The sequence below is a fragment of the Nonomuraea sp. NPDC052129 genome, from assembly GCF_040680095.1.
Taxonomy (GTDB): Bacteria; Actinomycetota; Actinomycetes; order Streptosporangiales; family Streptosporangiaceae; genus Nonomuraea.
Map to the genome: position 1 here is coordinate 1 of NZ_JBFAVX010000012.1, position 16,701 is coordinate 16,701.

Annotated in this window: 14 protein-coding genes and 1 pseudogene; 9 read left to right on the forward strand and 6 right to left on the reverse strand. The window is 67.9% G+C overall.

Features of this window, described 5'->3' with window-relative positions; all coding sequences use genetic code 11:
- Positions 1-87: 87 nt before the first annotated feature.
- Complete coding sequence (locus AB0L53_RS25740) at positions 88-3,351, reverse strand: discoidin domain-containing protein (protein ID WP_363998543.1); 3,264 nt, start codon at positions 3,349-3,351, stop codon at positions 88-90.
- Between the two features lie 237 nt (positions 3,352-3,588).
- Here AB0L53_RS25740 and AB0L53_RS25745 point away from each other — a divergent pair, with 237 nt between their 5' ends.
- From AB0L53_RS25745 to AB0L53_RS25775, 7 genes are all read left to right on the forward strand, one after another.
- Complete coding sequence (locus AB0L53_RS25745) at positions 3,589-4,575, forward strand: LacI family DNA-binding transcriptional regulator (protein WP_225290240.1); 987 nt, start codon at positions 3,589-3,591, stop codon at positions 4,573-4,575.
- A 93-nt stretch (positions 4,576-4,668) separates the two neighbouring features.
- A complete protein-coding gene (locus AB0L53_RS25750) occupies positions 4,669-6,018 on the forward strand; it encodes an extracellular solute-binding protein (protein ID WP_363998546.1) in 1,350 nt (449 codons plus the stop codon).
- 5 nt (positions 6,019-6,023) lie between these two features.
- Positions 6,024-6,890: a sugar ABC transporter permease gene (locus AB0L53_RS25755; RefSeq protein ID WP_357646875.1), complete on the forward strand. Its 867-nt coding sequence runs from the start codon at positions 6,024-6,026 to the stop codon at positions 6,888-6,890.
- Entirely contained in the window at positions 6,887-7,819 is a 933-nt protein-coding gene (locus AB0L53_RS25760) for a carbohydrate ABC transporter permease (protein ID WP_358177873.1), read from the forward strand. Before AB0L53_RS25755 ends, AB0L53_RS25760 begins: the two co-directional genes overlap by 4 nt.
- A 3-nt stretch (positions 7,820-7,822) precedes the next feature.
- Positions 7,823-9,337, forward strand: a complete 1,515-nt coding sequence (locus AB0L53_RS25765) for a glycoside hydrolase family 13 protein (RefSeq protein WP_363998550.1) — start codon at positions 7,823-7,825, stop codon at positions 9,335-9,337.
- A complete protein-coding gene (locus tag AB0L53_RS25770) occupies positions 9,334-9,861 on the forward strand; it encodes a carboxymuconolactone decarboxylase family protein (RefSeq protein WP_363998553.1) in 528 nt (175 codons plus the stop codon). Before AB0L53_RS25765 ends, AB0L53_RS25770 begins: the two co-directional genes overlap by 4 nt.
- A gap of 48 nt (positions 9,862-9,909) precedes the next feature.
- Positions 9,910-10,293 carry a hypothetical protein gene (locus tag AB0L53_RS25775; protein ID WP_363998556.1) on the forward strand — a complete coding sequence of 128 codons (384 nt, stop codon included), beginning with the start codon at positions 9,910-9,912 and terminating at the stop codon, positions 10,291-10,293.
- 119 nt (positions 10,294-10,412) lie between these two features.
- Here the strand turns inward: AB0L53_RS25775 and AB0L53_RS25780 are convergent, their stop codons facing one another.
- Positions 10,413-12,416 (reverse strand): hypothetical protein, encoded by a 2,004-nt coding sequence (locus AB0L53_RS25780; RefSeq protein ID WP_363998559.1) that lies wholly within the window; start codon positions 12,414-12,416, stop codon positions 10,413-10,415.
- A 211-nt stretch (positions 12,417-12,627) separates the two neighbouring features.
- Between AB0L53_RS25780 and AB0L53_RS25785 the strand changes: the two genes are divergently transcribed.
- Positions 12,628-13,005, forward strand: coding sequence for a hypothetical protein (locus tag AB0L53_RS25785; RefSeq protein ID WP_363998562.1), 378 nt, complete (start codon positions 12,628-12,630; stop codon positions 13,003-13,005).
- 241 nt (positions 13,006-13,246) lie between these two features.
- Positions 13,247-14,410: a hypothetical protein gene (locus AB0L53_RS25790; protein ID WP_363998565.1), complete on the forward strand. Its 1,164-nt coding sequence runs from the start codon at positions 13,247-13,249 to the stop codon at positions 14,408-14,410.
- Between the two features lie 22 nt (positions 14,411-14,432).
- Here the strand turns inward: AB0L53_RS25790 and AB0L53_RS25795 are convergent, their stop codons facing one another.
- The 4 genes and pseudogenes from AB0L53_RS25795 to AB0L53_RS25810 all read right to left on the reverse strand — a co-directional run bounded on the left by AB0L53_RS25795 (position 14,433) and on the right by AB0L53_RS25810 (position 16,553).
- Entirely contained in the window at positions 14,433-15,134 is a 702-nt protein-coding gene (locus tag AB0L53_RS25795; protein ID WP_363999172.1) for a flavodoxin, read from the reverse strand.
- A 72-nt stretch (positions 15,135-15,206) separates the two neighbouring features.
- A pseudogene (locus AB0L53_RS25800) lies at positions 15,207-15,455 on the reverse strand (aldo/keto reductase); the annotation flags it as partial.
- Between the two features lie 13 nt (positions 15,456-15,468).
- A complete protein-coding gene (locus tag AB0L53_RS25805; protein WP_363998568.1) occupies positions 15,469-15,798 on the reverse strand; it encodes a carboxymuconolactone decarboxylase family protein in 330 nt (109 codons plus the stop codon).
- Between the two features lie 404 nt (positions 15,799-16,202).
- On the reverse strand, positions 16,203-16,553 hold the full coding sequence (locus AB0L53_RS25810; protein WP_363998571.1) for a DoxX family protein: 351 nt from the start codon (positions 16,551-16,553) through the stop codon (positions 16,203-16,205).
- Between the last annotated feature and the right edge of the window lie 148 nt (positions 16,554-16,701).

Sequence of the window (16,701 nt, forward strand, 5' to 3'; positions counted from 1 at the left end):
GACGGCACCGTGAACAGCTCGTCGCCCGAACGTTCCGTGCCCTCGGACAGCGCCAGTCCGGGTGACGGACCCCCGGGAGAGCCGTTGTCAGGGGTTGACGTTGATCGTGAAGGTAGACGTCGTGTTCTTGATGTTCTGCGCGTTGTTACCGAACCGCAGATTGTTGAACGTCACAGCCCCCACAGCCGGCCCCTGACCCGGCTCAGGCAGCTCGTTGGCCCAGACCCCGAAGCCGGACTTGGCGTCGAAGGCGTCACCACTCTTTTGAGCCCCGCTGATCGACACGTTCGTGAAGATCGTGTCCTTGACCGGGTTCTGCGGCTGGTTGCCCACGTAGTTCGTCTGGAACATGATCCCGTGGTAAGTCGGATCGACGATGTCCAGATTGCTGACCCTGATCCCCTGGAACACCTTGGAAGCGGAGAACACCCACATCGCCGGGAAGGTCTGCTGCCCCCAGAAATGGCCGCCGGCCCTGACCAGCGAGATGTTCTCGAAGCTCGTGGGCGGGCTGGCCCCGAACCCGAGCATCGGGATGCCGAAGTCCAGCGAGCTGATCGTGACGCCCGAGTAGACCAGCGTGTCGGCGACATAGATGTTCCGGAACGTGTTGGCGTACCCGCCATAGACCGCCACACCAGCGGCCCGCCAGGTCAGCAGCGACGTCAGGTTCTCGAAGACGTTGTCCCGCTGCTCGCCGTTGTTGATGTCGATCGCCGAGAACAGCGCGAAGCTGTCGTCGCCCGTCGAGCGGGCCTCGATGTTCGTGACCAGGTTGCCGGTGCTGCCGTTGGTCATGTTGACGCCGTCCGCGAACGTGTCGCGGATGCGCGAGTTCTTGATCGTCATGTTGTCGGTATTGGTGCCCCAGAGCAGGCACATCTGGTGCTCCACCCAGATGTTGTCGATCACCATGTTCGCCACATTGGCCAGGTCGAAGACCTTGCCGGGGCCGTCGTTGCGCGAGGTGTAGTTGCCGAAGGAGGCGAAGTTCGCGAACGTCGATCCGTTGGCCGTGGCGTCCGCGCGGAAGCCGGTGTCGGTGTTCTCCTGGCCCGACGGTGAGACGAACCTGGTGAACCACGGCCCGGCCCCGACGACCTTGACCGCCTTGCCGTACACCTGGAACTTACTGGCCGTCTCGTAGTCGCCCGCGGGCAGGTAGACGCCGACGAGCGTGCTGTCCTGGCGCGCCTTGTCGAGCGCGTTCTGCACGTCCTGGTGGGTGAATCCGGCCGGTACGGCATAGTGCGCCGGGTCCGGGTTCGGGATCTGCGTCACCTGCTCCAGGTCCACGAAGTCGATCGTGTACGTCGAGCCGTTGGCCGCGTCCTTCTGCAGCTTGATCTTGTGTCCCGCCTGGACCGTGGTGCCGAGCAGCAGGTTGGCCTCGTCGTAGATGTGCCGCGGCGCCCCGGAACCGGGGGAGTTGCCGGGACCCGCCTCGGGGCCGTAGAGCCAGGCGTAGCGGGAGGTCAGGTCGATCGTCTTGAGGAAGGTGCCGTCGACGTAGACGTTCAGCGTCGAGCTGTTCCCGCCACCGCCCGCCGCGTCCGGGATGGAGAACCTGGTGACCAGCGTGTTCGTGGCCGCCCTGGTGGTGAACTCGACGTAGGAGCCGTTCGTCCCCAACGTCACCGCCCGGCGTCCGGACGCCTCGCCGGCCAGGTCGCCGATGGTCCTGTTCGGGCCGATCCGGGTGGCGCCGCCGCCGATGGCCGCGTCCTCCGCCTCATAGGTGTCGTACGGCATGTGCGCGCCGCGCCCGACGAACAGCTGCTGCGTACTGGTGTTGTTGGCCCGCTTGACCGGCAGCTCGTTGGCGTCGTCGGCCAGCACCACCTTGACCGTGAACTTGCCGTTGGCCGCGGTCCAGGTGCCGAGCCCGGCCGGTCCGGCGGTGGCGCCCGGGGCGATCGCGCCGCTGGTCGAGCCGGTCAGCGTCTTGACGACCGTGCCGGATTCGTCGGCGACGGTCAGCGTGATGCCATGGGAGCCGCCGCTGGAGGCGATGGTGCCCTGGTTCTTGATCCCCACCGAGAACGCCACGGTGTCGCCCTGGCCGGGATTGCCCGGCGTCCAGGCCACCGGTGCCGCGATCAGGTCGGCGGTGTCGACGGGCTTCACGGTCAGCGAGGCGGTGGCCGTGTTGTTGCCCTCGTTCAGCTCGACGACCTTGCCGTCCTCGTCGACCTTGGCGCTCACCTGGTAGGTGCCCGCGTCCCGTGTGCCGATGGCGCTCGACACGGTGGCCGAGGCCCCGGCGGCCAGGGCGCCCACGTTCGCGGTGCCCGCCTTGACGGTGCCCAGGTAGAAGTTGACGGAGGTCGCGGCGGAGGGGGCGGTGCCGGAGTTCTTCACGGTGGCCGACAGCGTGACCGCGTCGGTCTCGACCGGAGCCGCCGGCGACGAGGTCAGCCCGCTGACCGTGAGGTCGGGGTTGGCCGACGGGGTGCCGAAGACCTGGAACTCGGCGATCTGCCCGCCGGGCGCTCCCGAGTTCGCGGTGATCTTGAGCTGCACGTCCGCGACCTTGGCCGTCACCGGGATCGTCACGGAGTTCCCGGTGGCCGGGTCGAAGGTGTAGACGGCCTGTGCCACCAGGCTCGACAGGCCGCTGGCGCTCTGCTCGCGGCCGAGCACCTGGATGGTCTGCGTACGCCTGGCCCAGGCGGGGTCGGGGTTGAGCTTGAGCACGATGGAGGTGAGGTCGGCGTTCGCGCCGAGCTGCACGGTCAGCGTGTTGGGGTAGGCGGCGCCTTCCCAGTACGTCTGGACGTTGCCGTCGTTGGCGTTGGCCGCCACGTAGGTGTGGGTGTGCGACGACTCGATGATCGGCTTGCCGCTCGCCAGGTTCGTCCCGTCACCGGGATCCTCACCGCCTGCCTCGCCGTACACCTCGAACTCGGAGAGCTGACCGGCGGGCCAGGCGCTGTTCGCGGTGATCTGGAGGCGGACGTAGCGCGTTCCCGAGGCGCTGACGGGGATCGTCGCCGTGGGGTTGAAGGTGTAGGTGGCCGCGTCCTTGATGGTGCTGAAGCTCGTCCCGTTCGCGCTGCCCAGCACGGTGAGCGTCTGCGTACGGCTCGGCCAGCCGCTCGGGAGCTTGAGCGTCAGCTGGTTCACGGTGGCGGCCGAGCCGAGGTCCACCTGCACCCACTGCGGGAAGGCGTTGTTGGCCGACTCCCAGTAGGTCGCCTGGTTGCCGTCGGTGACGTTGGGGGCCGGATAGACGTCGGTGAAGCTGCTCGCGGTGGCGGTCTTACCGGCGGACAGGTTGGTGTCGGCCGCCCACGCGGGGGCGGCCAGGACTCCGATGACTAACGCAAGGGCGGCTAGGACAGCTCTCATGGGGGATGGCCCTTCGAGGAAGACGATGGCCGAACCATAAGATGTCCAGCAGATAGCAGCAATATTTCGACGACATTTCGCAAAGAATTGACTGACAACTGCGGTCTCCTACCCACCGGGACGGCTGGTCAGAGCGCTGGACGCGCTGAATATCGGCGGTGACCGGCCGCAAGCAGAAGACGTCGGATCCACGTAAGCGGTTGCAAGTGCTTGCGTGATCGGCCTTATAGTTTGCGCATGACACGACGACTCGCAGAGGTGGCCAAGAAGGTCGGGGTGAGCGAGGCGACCGTGAGCCGCGTGCTCAACGGCAAGCCCGGGGTGTCCGAGGCGACCCGCGAGGCCGTGCTGACCGCGCTCGACGTCCTCGGCTACGAGCGCCCCACCCAGCTGCGCGGCGACCGGGCCCGGCTGGTCGGCCTGGTACTGCCCGAGCTGCAGAACCCCATCTTCCCCGCGTTCGCCGAGGTGGTCGGCGGCGCGCTGGCCCAGCAGGGCTTCACCTCGGTGCTCTGCACCAGGACGGTCGGCGGCGTCTCCGAGGCCGACTACGTCGATCTGTTGCTCCAGCAGCAGGTCAGCGGCGTGGTCTTCGCCGGGGGTCACTACGCGCAGGCCGACGCCTCGCACGCCCATTACGCGCTGCTGCACGAGCGCAAGCTGCCCACGGTCCTGGTCAACGCGGCCGTCGCCCACCTCGACTTCCCGCAGGTGTCGTGCGACGACATCGTGGCCGCCGAGATGGCCCTGGCCCACCTGCGGGCGCTCGGTCACGAGCGCGTCGGCATGGTGCTCGGGCCGAAGGACCACATGCCGTCGCGGCGCAAGCTGGAGACGTTCCTCGCGGGTGGCGGCGATCCCGAGCTGGTCGAGCACACGATGTTCTCGCTGGAGGGCGGGCACGCGGCGGCCGCGAGGCTGGTCAGGCGGGGAGTGAGCGGCGTCATCTGCGCCAGCGACCTGCTCGCGCTCGGCACGGTCCGGGCCGCCCGGCGCGCGGGGCTGACCGTGCCGGCCGACGTGTCGGTCATCGGCTTCGACGACTCGGCGCTGATGAACTGCACCGACCCGCCCCTGACCACGGTCCGCCAGCCGATCGACGCGATGGGCCGGGCCGCCGTGGACCTGCTGGTCGCCCAGATCGACAAGGCCGTGGTCCCCGCCGACGAGCTGCTGTTCGAGCCGGAGCTGGTCGTACGAGCGTCCACGGCGCGCAAGGCTTAATCCAGTCGTTATCTTGCAATACACAGTCGGAATATTGCGGAGATCGGTCGGCGAACCTATGGTGTGGGCACCTCGCATTAGAAGGGTCAGCCCATGCAGAGATCCACAGGACTGTTAGTCGTCACCGTTCTCGGCCTGTCCGCCACGGCCTGTGGTTCGGGCGAGCCCGCCAAGTCGACGGCGGGCGGAGCCGCCCCCGTGTCGATCACGGTGGCCTGCCAGCCGGCGAAGTCCGCGCCCAAGGAGCGGCAGGCCTGGGACGACGACGTGGCCACGTTCATGAAGGCGCACCCCGGCGTGACGGTGAAGAGCACGGACCAGCAGCCGTGTTACGACCCCAAGACGTTCGGGCCCAAGCTGGCGGGTGGCCAGATGGAGACCGTCTTCGTGGTGCCCGTGACGAACTACAACGACGTGATCGGCCAAGGCCAGGCGCTGGACATCACCCCGTACACCAGCGAGATCAAGAACTGGAACGACCTGCGGCCCGACGTCAGGCAGCTGGTCACCAAGGACGGCAAGGTGTACGGCGTGCCGAACGTGCACTACGGCGTCGGCCTGGTCTACAACCGCGCGCTGTTCACCAAGGCCGGGCTTGACCCGAACACACCGCCCAAGACGTGGGCCGAGGTCCGCGAGGCGGCCAAGAAGATCGCCGGGCTCGGCGCCGGATATGTCGGCTACGGCGAATACTCCGGCGGCAACACCGGTGGCTGGCACTTCACCCAGGCCATCTACGGCCGGGGCGGCAGCATGGTGACCGACGACGGAAAGAAGGCCGCGTTCAACTCGCCCGAGGGCAAGGCCGTGCTGCAGAACCTGCACGACATGCGCTGGGTCGACAACAGCATGGGCAACAAGCTCCTGGTCGGCTGGGAGTCGCTGATGATGGCGATGGGCAGCGGCAAGGTCGGCATGATGCTCGGCGCGCCCGACGTGGTCACCGACGTCGTCAACAAGTTCAAGGGCAGCGTCGCCGACTACGGCATCACCGGCTTCCCCGAGGCCAAGGCGTCGCTGAGCGGCGGCGAGGCGTACATGATCAACCCGAAGGCCACCCCCGCCGAGGCCAAGGCGGGACTGGAGTGGGTCGACTTCCGCTTCAACACCGCGGGCAAGGGCCGCTTCGACTTCGCCCGCGGCAAGACGCTCGGCAACCCCGTCGGCGTACCCGACAACGATGTCTACGGCGACTCGGCCACCGGCAAGGCGATCAAGCAGGACCGCACGGCGAACGCCACGCTGCCGGTCGCGAACTACCAGCCGTACGTGGATGCCGCCGCCACCATCCCGCCGAAGGCCGAGCCGGTGCACGCCCAGGAGCTGTACGCCATCCTCGACGTGGCCATGTCGGGCGTGCTGAGCCGCCAGGACGCCAACATCGACAGCCTGCTCTCCGACGCCGAGACCAAGGCCAACTCGATGCTGGCGACCAAGGGCTGACCTGAATGCGTGTCCTCAGGCGCAATCTGACGGCCTACGGGTTCCTGTGCGCGGCGCTGGCGTGCTTCGCGGTGTTCGCGTGGTACCCGATGATCAGGGAGTTCGTCCTCAGCTTCCAGAAGACCACCCTGGTCAACCCGCCCACCTGGGTGGGACTGGACAACTTCCTGACCGTCGTCCAGAACCCGTCGTTCGGCAAAGCGTGGCTGAACACCGTGGAGTTCACGGCACTCGCCCTGCTCTGCGGCTACGCCGTGCCGTTCGTCATGGCCCTGGTGCTCAACGAGTTGCGCCACGCCCGGGCCTACCTGCGGTTCGTGGTCTACCTGCCGGTCATGCTGCCGCCGATCGTCGCGGTGCTGCTGTTCAGGTGGTTCTTCGATCCCGGGCCCGGGCTGTTCAACCAGCTGCTCGACTTCTTCCACCTGCCGGCGCTGGCCTGGCTCGACTCCTCCTCGACCGCGCTGATCTCCCTGGTCATCGTCGCGACCTGGATGAACATGGGCAGCGCGACCCTGATCTACCTGGCCGCGCTGCAGAACATCCCGCCCGAGCTGTACGAGGCGGCCGAGCTCGACGGGGCCGGCATCTTCAAGCGGATCAGGCACGTCACCATCCCGCAGACCCGGCTGATCCTGCTGCTCATGCTGATGCTGCAGGTCGTGGCCACCATGCAGGTGTTCATCGAGCCGTACATGCTCACCGGCGGCGGCCCGGAGGACGCCACGATGACCGTCGCCTTTCAGATGTACCAGTTCGCGTTCACGCTCCAGGACTACGGCGCGGGCGGCGCGCTCGGCATGATGCTCATGATCGTGCTCCTCGCCTTCGCGGCCTTCCAGCTGCGCCTGACCAGGGAGGACAAGGCATGATCTCCGTCGGTGCCCGGGCGTCGACTACCGGGAGGCGACGGGAGAAGAGAGCGCCGAAGCGGATCGAGGTTCAGTTCAGGACCATCGTCTCGCCGCACCAGCTCAACAGCAGATGGGGGCGGCGCATCTACTGGACCGTCCTGATCGCGGTCGTCACCGGCTCCACCCTGGTCTTCGTCTTCCCGCTCTACTGGATGATCACCGGCGCCATGAAGACGGGCGAGGAGATCGCCCAGATGCCGCCGACCCTGTTCCCCGCCCACCCCACGTTCGACGCCTTCATCGAGGCGTGGGACCTGTTCGACATCGGCGTACTGCTGAAGAACACCGCCTTCTACGCGCTGGGCGCCTGGCTGTTCTCCATGGCCGTGGACGTCGCGGCGGCGTACGCGCTGTCGAAGCTGCGGCCCATGTTCGGGAACGTGGTGCTGGGCGCGATGCTGGCCACGCTGATGATCCCGCCGATGGTGGTGATCATCCCGTTGTACGTCACGATCGTCGACCTGCACCTGCTGAACAACGCCTGGGGCCTGTGGTTCCCCGCGGCGGCCAACGGCTTCAACATCTTCCTGCTCAAGCGCTTTTTCGACTCCATCCCACGGGAACTGGTCGAGGCGGCCCAGATCGACGGCGCCGGACCGCTGCGGGTCCTGTGGTCGGTGATCCTGCCGATCTCCCGGCCGATCCTCGGCGTGGTCTCCATCTTCACCATCGTCACCGCCTTCAAGGACTTCCTGCTCCCGCTGCTGGTCATGACCGACAGCGAGAACATGACGGTCAGCGTCGGCCTGTCGCAGACCGCCGGCGCGGTGAGCCAGAACCAGATCATGGGCGGCCTGGTCATCTCCAGTATCCCGATGATCATCGTTTTCTTCATCTTCCAACGGCACATCATGGCGGGCCTCACCGCCGGGAGCATTAAGGGATAGCGCATGTCGCAAACGTGGTGGCGGGGGGCCGCGATCTACCAGGTCTACCTGCGCAGCTTCGCCGACGGCAACGGTGACGGCATCGGCGACCTCGCCGGGCTGCGCTCGCGCCTGCCGTACCTGAAGGATCTCGGCATCGACGCCATCTGGCTGAACCCGTGGTACCCGTCGCCGATGGCCGACGGCGGCTACGACGTGGCCGACTACCGGGGCATCGAGCCGGTGTTCGGCACGCTGGCCGAGGCGGAGACGTTCATCGAGGAGGCGCACGAACTCGACATCAAGGTCATCATCGACGTGGTGCCGAACCACAGCTCCACGGCGAGCGCCTGGTTCCAGGAGGCGCTGACCGACCGCGAGGCCAGGGACCGGTTCTGGTTCCGCGACGAGCCGAACGACTGGCAGTCGATCTTCGGCGGGCCCGCCTGGACACAGGTCGCCGACGGGCAGTGGTACCTACACCTCTTCGCTCCAGAACAGCCGGATTTCAACTGGGACAATCCGGCGGTCCACCGCGAGTTCGAGGACGTGCTGCGCTTCTGGTTCGAGCGCGGCGTCGACGGCTTCCGGATCGACTCGGCGGCCCTGCTGTTCAAGTCGGACACCTCCTACGAGGACCTCGACGAGGTGCACGAGGTCTACCGGCGCTGGCGCGAGGTCGCCGACGAGTACGGCGACCGAGTGCTGATCGGCGAGGTGTGGCTGCCCGACCAGGAACGCTTCACCCGCTACCTGCGCCCCGACGAGCTGCACACCGCCTTCAACTTTGACTTCCTGGCCTGCCCGTGGGAGCCCGCCGAGCTGCGCCGGGTCATCGACCTCACGCTGACCACGCACGCGCCGGTCGGCGCCCCGCCGACCTGGGTCCTGTCCAACCACGACGTCACCCGCCCGGTGACCAGGTACGGCCGGGCCGACACGACGTTCGCGCACGGCGGGCGCCTGCACGGCGTGCCCTCCGACCCGGAGCTCGGCCACCGCCGGGCCAGGGCGGCGGCCCTGCTGGCCATGGCGCTGCCCGGCAGCGTCTACGTCTACCAGGGCGAGGAGCTCGGTTTGCCGGAGGTCGAGGATCTGCCCGACGACCAGCGCCAGGACCCCATGTACCACCGCTCGGGCGGCACCAACCGGGGCAGGGACGGCTGCCGGGTGCCGCTCCCGTGGGCGGGCGACGAGCCGCCGTTCGGCTTCGGCGGTTTTCATACTTGGCTGCCGCAACCTGAGAGCTGGCGCAAGGTCACGGCGGAGGCCCAGTCGGCCGACCTCGGCTCGATGCTCAACCTCTACCGCACCGCGCTCGCCCACCGCCGCGACCTCCTCGGCGACGGCACGCTCAGGTGGCTCACGATGGGTCCGGACGTCCTGGCCTTCACCCGGGAGTCCGGCCTGACCTGCGTGTCCAACCTCGGCACGGCTCCCGTACCACTGCCACCGGGCCGGGTGCTTCTGACCAGCGGACCCTTGGAGGACGGCGCCCTGCCGTCCGACACGACCGTCTGGCTAACATCGCTGGCGTGAAACGCCTGCCGTCCAAGCCACCGGCCCACCTCGACCCCGATGCCCTGACCCTCTATGAGAAGATCATCGCGGGCCCACGCGGCACCTCGATGCTCGACGACGCGGGTGGACTGATCGGCCCGTTCAACGCGATGCTGCTCAGCCCGCCGGTGGGCGACGCGCTGCAGGAGCTCGGCGCGGCGATCCGCTACCGCTCCGTGCTGAGCGCCCGCGCCAGGGAGATCGCGATCCTGGTCGTGGCCGGCCACTGCGACAGCGCCTTCGAGCAGCGCGTACACGAGGAGATCGGGCGCGGCCTCGGCCTGACCGACGACGACCTCGCGGCACTGCGCACCGGCGCGCCGCTGGAACTGCCGGATCCGGAGGAGGCCGCGGTGCTCGGCGTCACCCGGGCGCTGGTGACACGGGCCGACCTCGACGACGCGGAGTACGCGCGGCTGGGGGAGCGCGTGGTGTTCGAGCTGACCACGTTGGTCGGCTACTACACCACGCTGGCACTCCAACTGCGTGTCTTCCGCGTCTAGGCCGTTGAGCCGTCCGAACCGTATGTTGAGATCAACGAAAGGGACAACATGCATCGAACGGCCACAACCTGCCTGACACTCGCTTTCGCCGCCATTACCGCCGTCCCCATCTTCGCCGCTCCGGCATCAGCCGCCGCTCCGACCGCGGCCGCGGCCGCGGTCGCGAAGCCGCCGAATGTACGCGCGTGCTTCGACGGGCAGTGCAAGATCACGATCACCAAGGCGGTGAGATTCCGCATCTCCAGCCGGTACGGCTTCACCCGGCTGTCCATCGCGCGAGTCGGTTCCGGCATGGTGAAGGTGCGGGGTACGGGGCCCGGCGTCTCCTCGACAGTAGTGCTCGGCTCGGGCGGCCGGGGGACGATCAACAACCTGTCGGTGAGGGTGTCGGTCACCCAGAAGTCGGCGACCGTCCGCCTCGCCCCACGCTGACCTGCTTCCACCGCACCGAACGTCGGCGAGGGTATCCGGTGCGCGGTGACACCGTGCTCCTTCAGTCGCCCGGCCATCACCCGGGCGCGACGCGGTCGTCTCCCACGTCCGCAGGCCGCTCACCCCTTGATCTGCTCGGCGATCTTCTCGTCGATGTAGTCGGCGAGCCGAATCTCAAGGACCGTGTACTCGCGAATCTCGCCGTTGTCCTCGTACGTCCTGATGCCGTCGCCGAAGCGGCGCCGCACCGCCTTCAGCGCCGGTCCGACCTCGTGGGAGGCCGCCAGAGCCGCGGGCGGCATACCCAGCAGCACCTCGAGCAGGAGGCCGCAGTCTTCCGTCTCGTCGTCCTCGTCGTGGACGACGAGGACGGCCCGGCGCCGGACCTCCGCGGCGATCGTGTCGGCGGTCTCCCGGAGGCCAATCGCCTGCAGGGTCACCTCCGCCTGGTGCCGGGTGTCCCGGTAGATCTTATCGTCCTCCAGCACGGCCAGCAGGGTTGGCGTCGCGGGCGCCGCGGCCGCACCGGCCCGCCTGAGGGCGTACATCAGCCGGTACTTGGTCGACTCATCACGGAACCAGTGCTCGGCGTCTTCCCGGGCCGGGAAGGGAAACGCGCGGAGCGCCGCATGCACCGCCGGGACCGCGGCAGCGCCCCGTTCACCCAAGGTGGCCGAGGCCAGCACACCGAGGAAGTTGCCGATCCCAGGCAGGCTCGCGATGAGCTCCTCCGTCGTGGACTCGTCCTCGCCGGTGAAATACGCCAGCAACCGCCCGGCAGAACCGCGGCAGTCATGACGAGCGAACATCTGGTAGAGGGCGGTGGTGGCTTTGTCCTCGTCGATCCCCGCCAGCGCGATCACTGCGGCCTCCCGGGCCGCCGGATCCGCACCGTTCACGATCAGGTCCGCCAGCGCGTTCGCCGCCGTCCCGTGCCAGGCCTCGTCGAGGTCACCCGAAACCAGTCCACGGACCGCTGCCACGCTCGCCGCGCCGTCGTCCCAGTGGTGGCGGATATCGTCGAGCAGGGTCTCCACGTCACCACCCTCCATCACCCGGGAGGGGCGGCCGACGCGTTGCGGCACGAGCCCGGCATGGCCTGACCAGTGGAGAACGTGAACCTGGCCGCCGCGCCCGCCGATCAGCCAGCACCGCCCGTCCGGCGTACCGGCCACATGGGTCAGCTCCCGGGGGCCAGAGGGCGTGGGGGGCGTGAAGCGGCCGACGGGCCCACGGCCGTGCAGCCGCCAGAGCGCGGCCGTCCCATCCTGGGAAACCGACATCACCAGGTCCGTGCCGGTGGCGAGCGCCAACGCCCGGACGCGGCCGCCATGCGCCTGAACGCGCCCAAGGCAGTGCCCCGAGCGGGCATCCCACCACGACAGCGAACCGTCCCGCCCGCCGAGCACCACCAGCGGCCGGTCCGGGTGCGCCGCGATCGCCGCCGGCCGGGCGGGCGGGGCGAACGCGGTCACGGCCGCCCCGGTCTCCGCGTCGAGAACGACCACCCGGCCGCGACGCGGGGACACCACGAGCCGCCACCGGTCGCAACAGCGCGTCAGCCGCTGGTCCGCTGCATCGCCGCCGAAGGCCCACACGAGCCCGGCGTCGCCGTAGGTCTCCCCAGAAGGCCGCCGCCAGGCCCTGATCAGGCCCTCGTCACTGCTCACGACGATCAGGCCGGAGGCGGTGCGTCCCAATGCCATCGGGGAGTTCGACTTGATGCTGCCGGAGAGGGGGCCGAAGACGCCCAGCCAGCTAAGGTCTCCACACTGCCTGAGCACCGCCTCTCGGTCCGAGGACGTGAGGAGCCGTCCGCCGTCCCAGGGGAGCTGCCGCCATTCCAGGGCCTCGGCGTTCACCGTCCATAGCGAGGCCGATGGGCCTGTGGTCAGTAACTTGGGCTGCCTGGCGTTGCCGATGAACGCGGCGCTGTTCACAGGTCCGCCTTGCAGCCCTCCCACATAGGCGGTCAGCAGGCCATGGCGCAGATCCCACAGCCGGATCTCGCCGGAGCGCGCGCCGGTCGCCCCCATCTTTCCGTCCGGGGAGACCGCGACCGCGGTGACGGCATCGACGTGCTCCTCCGACACTCCGATGTAAAGATCATCTTCGTTGGGCATCCCCAACGGGTAGCACGTTTCCGGTGTGCCCGGCGAGTCACGGCCGTGGTGTTCGAGCTGACCACGCTGTTCGGCTACTACACCACGCTGGCGCTCCAGCTGCGTGTCTTCCACGTCTAGGCGTTCTTCGCGTCACTACCCTTGGTAGCTGATCAGTCACATCAGGTCGCTTGACCTGACGGAGACCACCGAAAGGGACACCATGCATCGGATGGCCACAACCTGCCTGGCATTCGCCGCCACCGCCCTCGCCGCCGTCGTCGTCTCCGGCGCGTCCGTCGCCGCGGCTTCGGCTTCGGCCGCGACCTCGGCGGGGAAGACGCACGACGTCAGCGCGTGCTTCGACGGGAAGTGCAAGATCACCATCACCAAGCCGGTGAGCTTCCCCGTCTCCAGCACCCTTGGCTTCACCACGCTGTCGATCGCGCGCATCGGCTACACCGTAGAGGTCAAGGGCACGGGGCCCGGCGTCTCTTCGTCCACACAGCTGAGCGCGGGCGGCAACGGCTCGGTCGGCGCGCTGACCGTACGAGTGCTGTCGATCACCCAGAACTCGGCGACCGTCCGCCTCGCACCCTCACCCCGCTGACCACTCGCGCCCGGCCATGCGTCAGGCAGGGGCCGGGACGCAACCGGAAACTACCGGAACCACTGGAGAGTCACTGGAACCATTCGGCTAGGCACCAAGTTTCGGGCAGGTCTGGGGAGTTCTCCCGAGCGGATCGGAGAGCATCCATGAGGCTCGGCACCGGAGACCGCAGGGGCGTCGGGGGACGTTCACACGCCGCGGTCCTCAGGTCATTTCCGGAATGCCCGGAAGGGGATTGCACGTGCCTCAACCATGCTCACGCCAGACCGCGGGGGCCATCGCCCTGACGCTGGCCGCCTCCGGCAGCGCGGTGGTGATCCAGCCGCTGGCCCCGGCCCCGGCCATAGCCGCAAGGGTGAACGCCACCTGCGCCAACACGGCCACCGACGCCAGGACCATCCAGGCCGCCATCGACGCCTCCAAGGAGGGCGACGAGGTCGTGTTCAAGGGGCCGTGCCTGATCAACAGGACCATCACCCTGCGCGGCCGCCGGACGTACCGGGGCGACGCCAAGGCCGGAACGGTGATCAAGCAGGCAGACGGCGCGAACCTGCCCGCCATGCTGGCCTCGGAGTCCTGGGTCACCGACCAGGCGTACAGCTCCGACCCCGTACGCATCGAGCGGCTGACACTGGACGGCAACCGCGACCACAACACCGGCACCGTGGGCCTGATGCTGCGCTCGTGGGACAGCCGGATCTATGACGTGGACATCCTCGGCACACCCAGCGACGGCATCCGCGTCAGCAACCCCTCCAAGAACGGCACCCGGCTCCGCAACACCATGGTCAACAGCGTGATCAGCGACGTCTACATAGAGCGGGCGGGCGGTTCCGGCCTCAAGGTGGTCGACCCCGGCAACGCCGTGACCGACTGGACGTTCCAGCGCTCATGGATCGGCTTCAGCGGGGAGAGCGGCGTCGACGCGGAGAACTCGGCCGGGTGGACGTTCAGTGACCTGCACCTGTACGCGACGCCGAAGCACGCCATCGACGCCCACCGCTGCTTCGGCACCTCCATCCGCGACAACTACATCGAGGACTTCGGCACGAAGGCCACCGCGAGGCAGACCTATTACGGCATCCGCTGCGATCTCCAGGGCGAAGCAGCCACCACGATCTCCAACAACCGCATCCACAAATTCGGCAACATGGCCCAGTCGAGGACGACACAGCAGGACGCTCGCTTCGTCTTCCTCGCCCTCGACGATGTGAACTACGGCAAAGGACACGCCGCCGTGACGGGCAACACCATCCTCGGCCACGGCACCAGACAGGAGACCGGCCTGCTGTTCAGGAGGGGCAGGGGTAACGCGCTGTCCATCGCGTCGACCGGCAACCTGGTCGACAACGTCGGCATCCCACGCTCGATCGGCTCCGGGGTACGGGTCACCAGCGGTTACTGACCAGCTCGCCTCCAGGGTTCGCTCAGGAGACAGTAAGACCGATGCGTTGTAGCCAGGCGTTGATGTCGTCGTCGGCGTGCTCGACTTCTTCACCCTGGACCGCCAGTCCCTCGGCGAAGGTCGCGCCAGGGCAGGAGGCTGTGTAGTCCCGTGCGGTGGTGCCCAGGCCGCTCATGGCGTGGGTCGTGAAGGGAACGACGATCTTGCCGGAGAGATCGAGCTTCTCGGCGAACGTCATCATGATCATGGGCGCGCGCACGTTCCAGATGGGGCTGCCCAGCAGCACCGTGTCGTAGCCGTCCAGGTCGGGCAGCGTGCCCTTGATGGCGGGGCGGACGTCGGCCTCCTGCTCGCGGACGTTGCGCCGGACGGTCGCGTCGTAGTCCGCCGGATAAGGGTCGGTGGCCTCGATCCGGTACACGTCGCAGTCGATGAGAGCGCGGATCTTGCCGGCCATTACTTCGGTGTTGCCGACCTTGAGCGTGGTGCGCCCGCCGTAGTAGTAGTTCTCACCCGGGCGGGAGAAGTAGGCGAGCAGCACCTTGCTCCGTGCCTTGCCGGTCGCGGGCGTGCTCGGCGATGTCTGCCGGCCGTTGCGGGTGTCGTCATTCTTCGCGGCTGAGCAGCTGGTGAGGTGGGGTACGGTCACGGCCGTGATTCCTGTCAGCAGCGCGGCGCGCAGAAAGGTGCGCCGTGCCGCGGTGGTGGGGTTCTGCCGAGTCACAGATGGGCCCTTCGCGGACGGAGCTGGCGGCGGAGGCGAGTGGGGCAAGCGACAGCAAGCGGGGTAGAAGTTGGCGACGCCGATCGCCTTGGCGTGGCCCTCGCGGTTGAGGGCTTCCATGGCGCGCCACTGGCCGTAGACGTCGCCGAAGGGCTGGTGCATCAGGTACAGGTCGAGGTAGTTCAGGCCCAGCTTGCTCAGGGACGTCTCGAAGGCGCGGCGGGTGTTCTCCTGGGCGGGGGCGTCCTGGACCCACAGCTTGGTGGTGACGAACAGCTCCTCGCGTGCGATGCCACTGCTCTTGATCGCCTGCCCGACGGCCTCCTCCGTGCTGCTACTTCTCGTGCTTCTCGACGATGGCCTTGAGCTGGGTGAGGCCGCCCATGCCGCTGGGCCATCCCGCGTAGAAGGCGATGTGGGTGAGGGCCTCGACGAGCTCTTCCCGGGTGAGCCCGTTGTCCAGGCCCAGGCGCAGGTGGCTCGCCAGCTGGTCGGGGCGCGAGGTGGCGGCCAGGACCGCGACGGTGATCAAGCTACGGTCCCGCGGGGAGAGGCCCTGTCGTTTCCAGACGTCGCCGAACAGGACGTCGTCGGTCAGCTGGACCATCTTCGGTGCGAAGTCACCGAGCAGCTTTTGGGCGGGCGACGGCTCGGCAGACGACATATCGACTCCTGATCTGTGGCGGGCGGAAAGACCGGCGTGACCGGTGACCGGACGGAGAGCCGGTGTCTTCGCCCTTCACCTTCGCTCAGATCGCGTCGATGTGGCAGGGCGGGCTCTTCAGGGTAATGACACGGCCCCCCTCACGACTGCGCCGCAGGTGACAAGCTGACGAGGTCAACCTTGGGTTGACCAATGCCATTCGTCAACCTATGGTTGACGAATGGCGCACACCAGTCGTCCGCGTTCCGGAATAACGTCCTGGCAGGGCCCCTCATGAGTGACCGGCACCCGGTCCTCTCCGTAGTGCTCCGTTTCGCCCTCGTCACCTTGATCCTGGTCGCCGTGGTGATCGGAGCGCTGTGACCAAGTGGACGCCCTGGCGGTCACCGCCGGCCCGCATGAGGTCAGGCCAGTGCGCGTACGGTCACGAGGGCGACCACCAGCACCAGGACCAGAACGTCGACGGAGATCATCGTGACCGGGTCGGCGACCCGGACCCGGCTGACGATCGCGCCGATCATCAGCACGATCAGGCCGATGGACGCGGCCACGCCGAGCATCGGAATCGCAAGTCCGGCGAGGAGACCGACGCCACCCGCCGCTTCACAGACACCGACCACGCGCCACAACTGCGGCCGGACACCCAGATGATCGCGAATGGCCAGCGACCGCGGAACGCTCAGCGCCTTCAATCCACCCGTCACGATGAACAGCGGGCCGAGCAGTAGCGACAGGACGATGGTCGCGGTGAGCATTGGAGTTCTCCAGGAATCAGCGGGTCTGTCCTGACCACTGTCGATCATCGACCCCGACGCGGACAACCTTGGCGAAAGTTCCAGGCATTTCGAAATGGGCCGATCGCCGACCATGTCTGGATAGCGTCCTTCTCGCTTGATCATCCAC

Bases quoted from the DNA above. Each gene is read 5' to 3' on its own strand.
- AB0L53_RS25810 (WP_363998571.1), bottom strand. From the start codon at position 16,553: ATGCTCACCGCGACCATCGTCCTGTCGCTACTGCTCGGCCCGCTGTTC.
- AB0L53_RS25755 (WP_357646875.1), top strand. From the start codon at position 6,024: ATGCGTGTCCTCAGGCGCAATCTGACGGCCTACGGGTTCCTGTGCGCG.
- AB0L53_RS25750 (WP_363998546.1), top strand. From the start codon at position 4,669: ATGCAGAGATCCACAGGACTGTTAGTCGTCACCGTTCTCGGCCTGTCC.
- AB0L53_RS25805 (WP_363998568.1), bottom strand. From the start codon at position 15,798: ATGTCGTCTGCCGAGCCGTCGCCCGCCCAAAAGCTGCTCGGTGACTTC.
- AB0L53_RS25740 (WP_363998543.1), bottom strand. From the start codon at position 3,351: ATGAGAGCTGTCCTAGCCGCCCTTGCGTTAGTCATCGGAGTCCTGGCC.
- AB0L53_RS25745 (WP_225290240.1), top strand. From the start codon at position 3,589: ATGACACGACGACTCGCAGAGGTGGCCAAGAAGGTCGGGGTGAGCGAG.
- AB0L53_RS25780 (WP_363998559.1), bottom strand. From the start codon at position 12,416: ATGCCCAACGAAGATGATCTTTACATCGGAGTGTCGGAGGAGCACGTC.
- AB0L53_RS25760 (WP_358177873.1), top strand. From the start codon at position 6,887: ATGATCTCCGTCGGTGCCCGGGCGTCGACTACCGGGAGGCGACGGGAG.
- AB0L53_RS25785 (WP_363998562.1), top strand. From the start codon at position 12,628: ATGGCCACAACCTGCCTGGCATTCGCCGCCACCGCCCTCGCCGCCGTC.
- AB0L53_RS25775 (WP_363998556.1), top strand. From the start codon at position 9,910: ATGCATCGAACGGCCACAACCTGCCTGACACTCGCTTTCGCCGCCATT.
- AB0L53_RS25765 (WP_363998550.1), top strand. From the start codon at position 7,823: ATGTCGCAAACGTGGTGGCGGGGGGCCGCGATCTACCAGGTCTACCTG.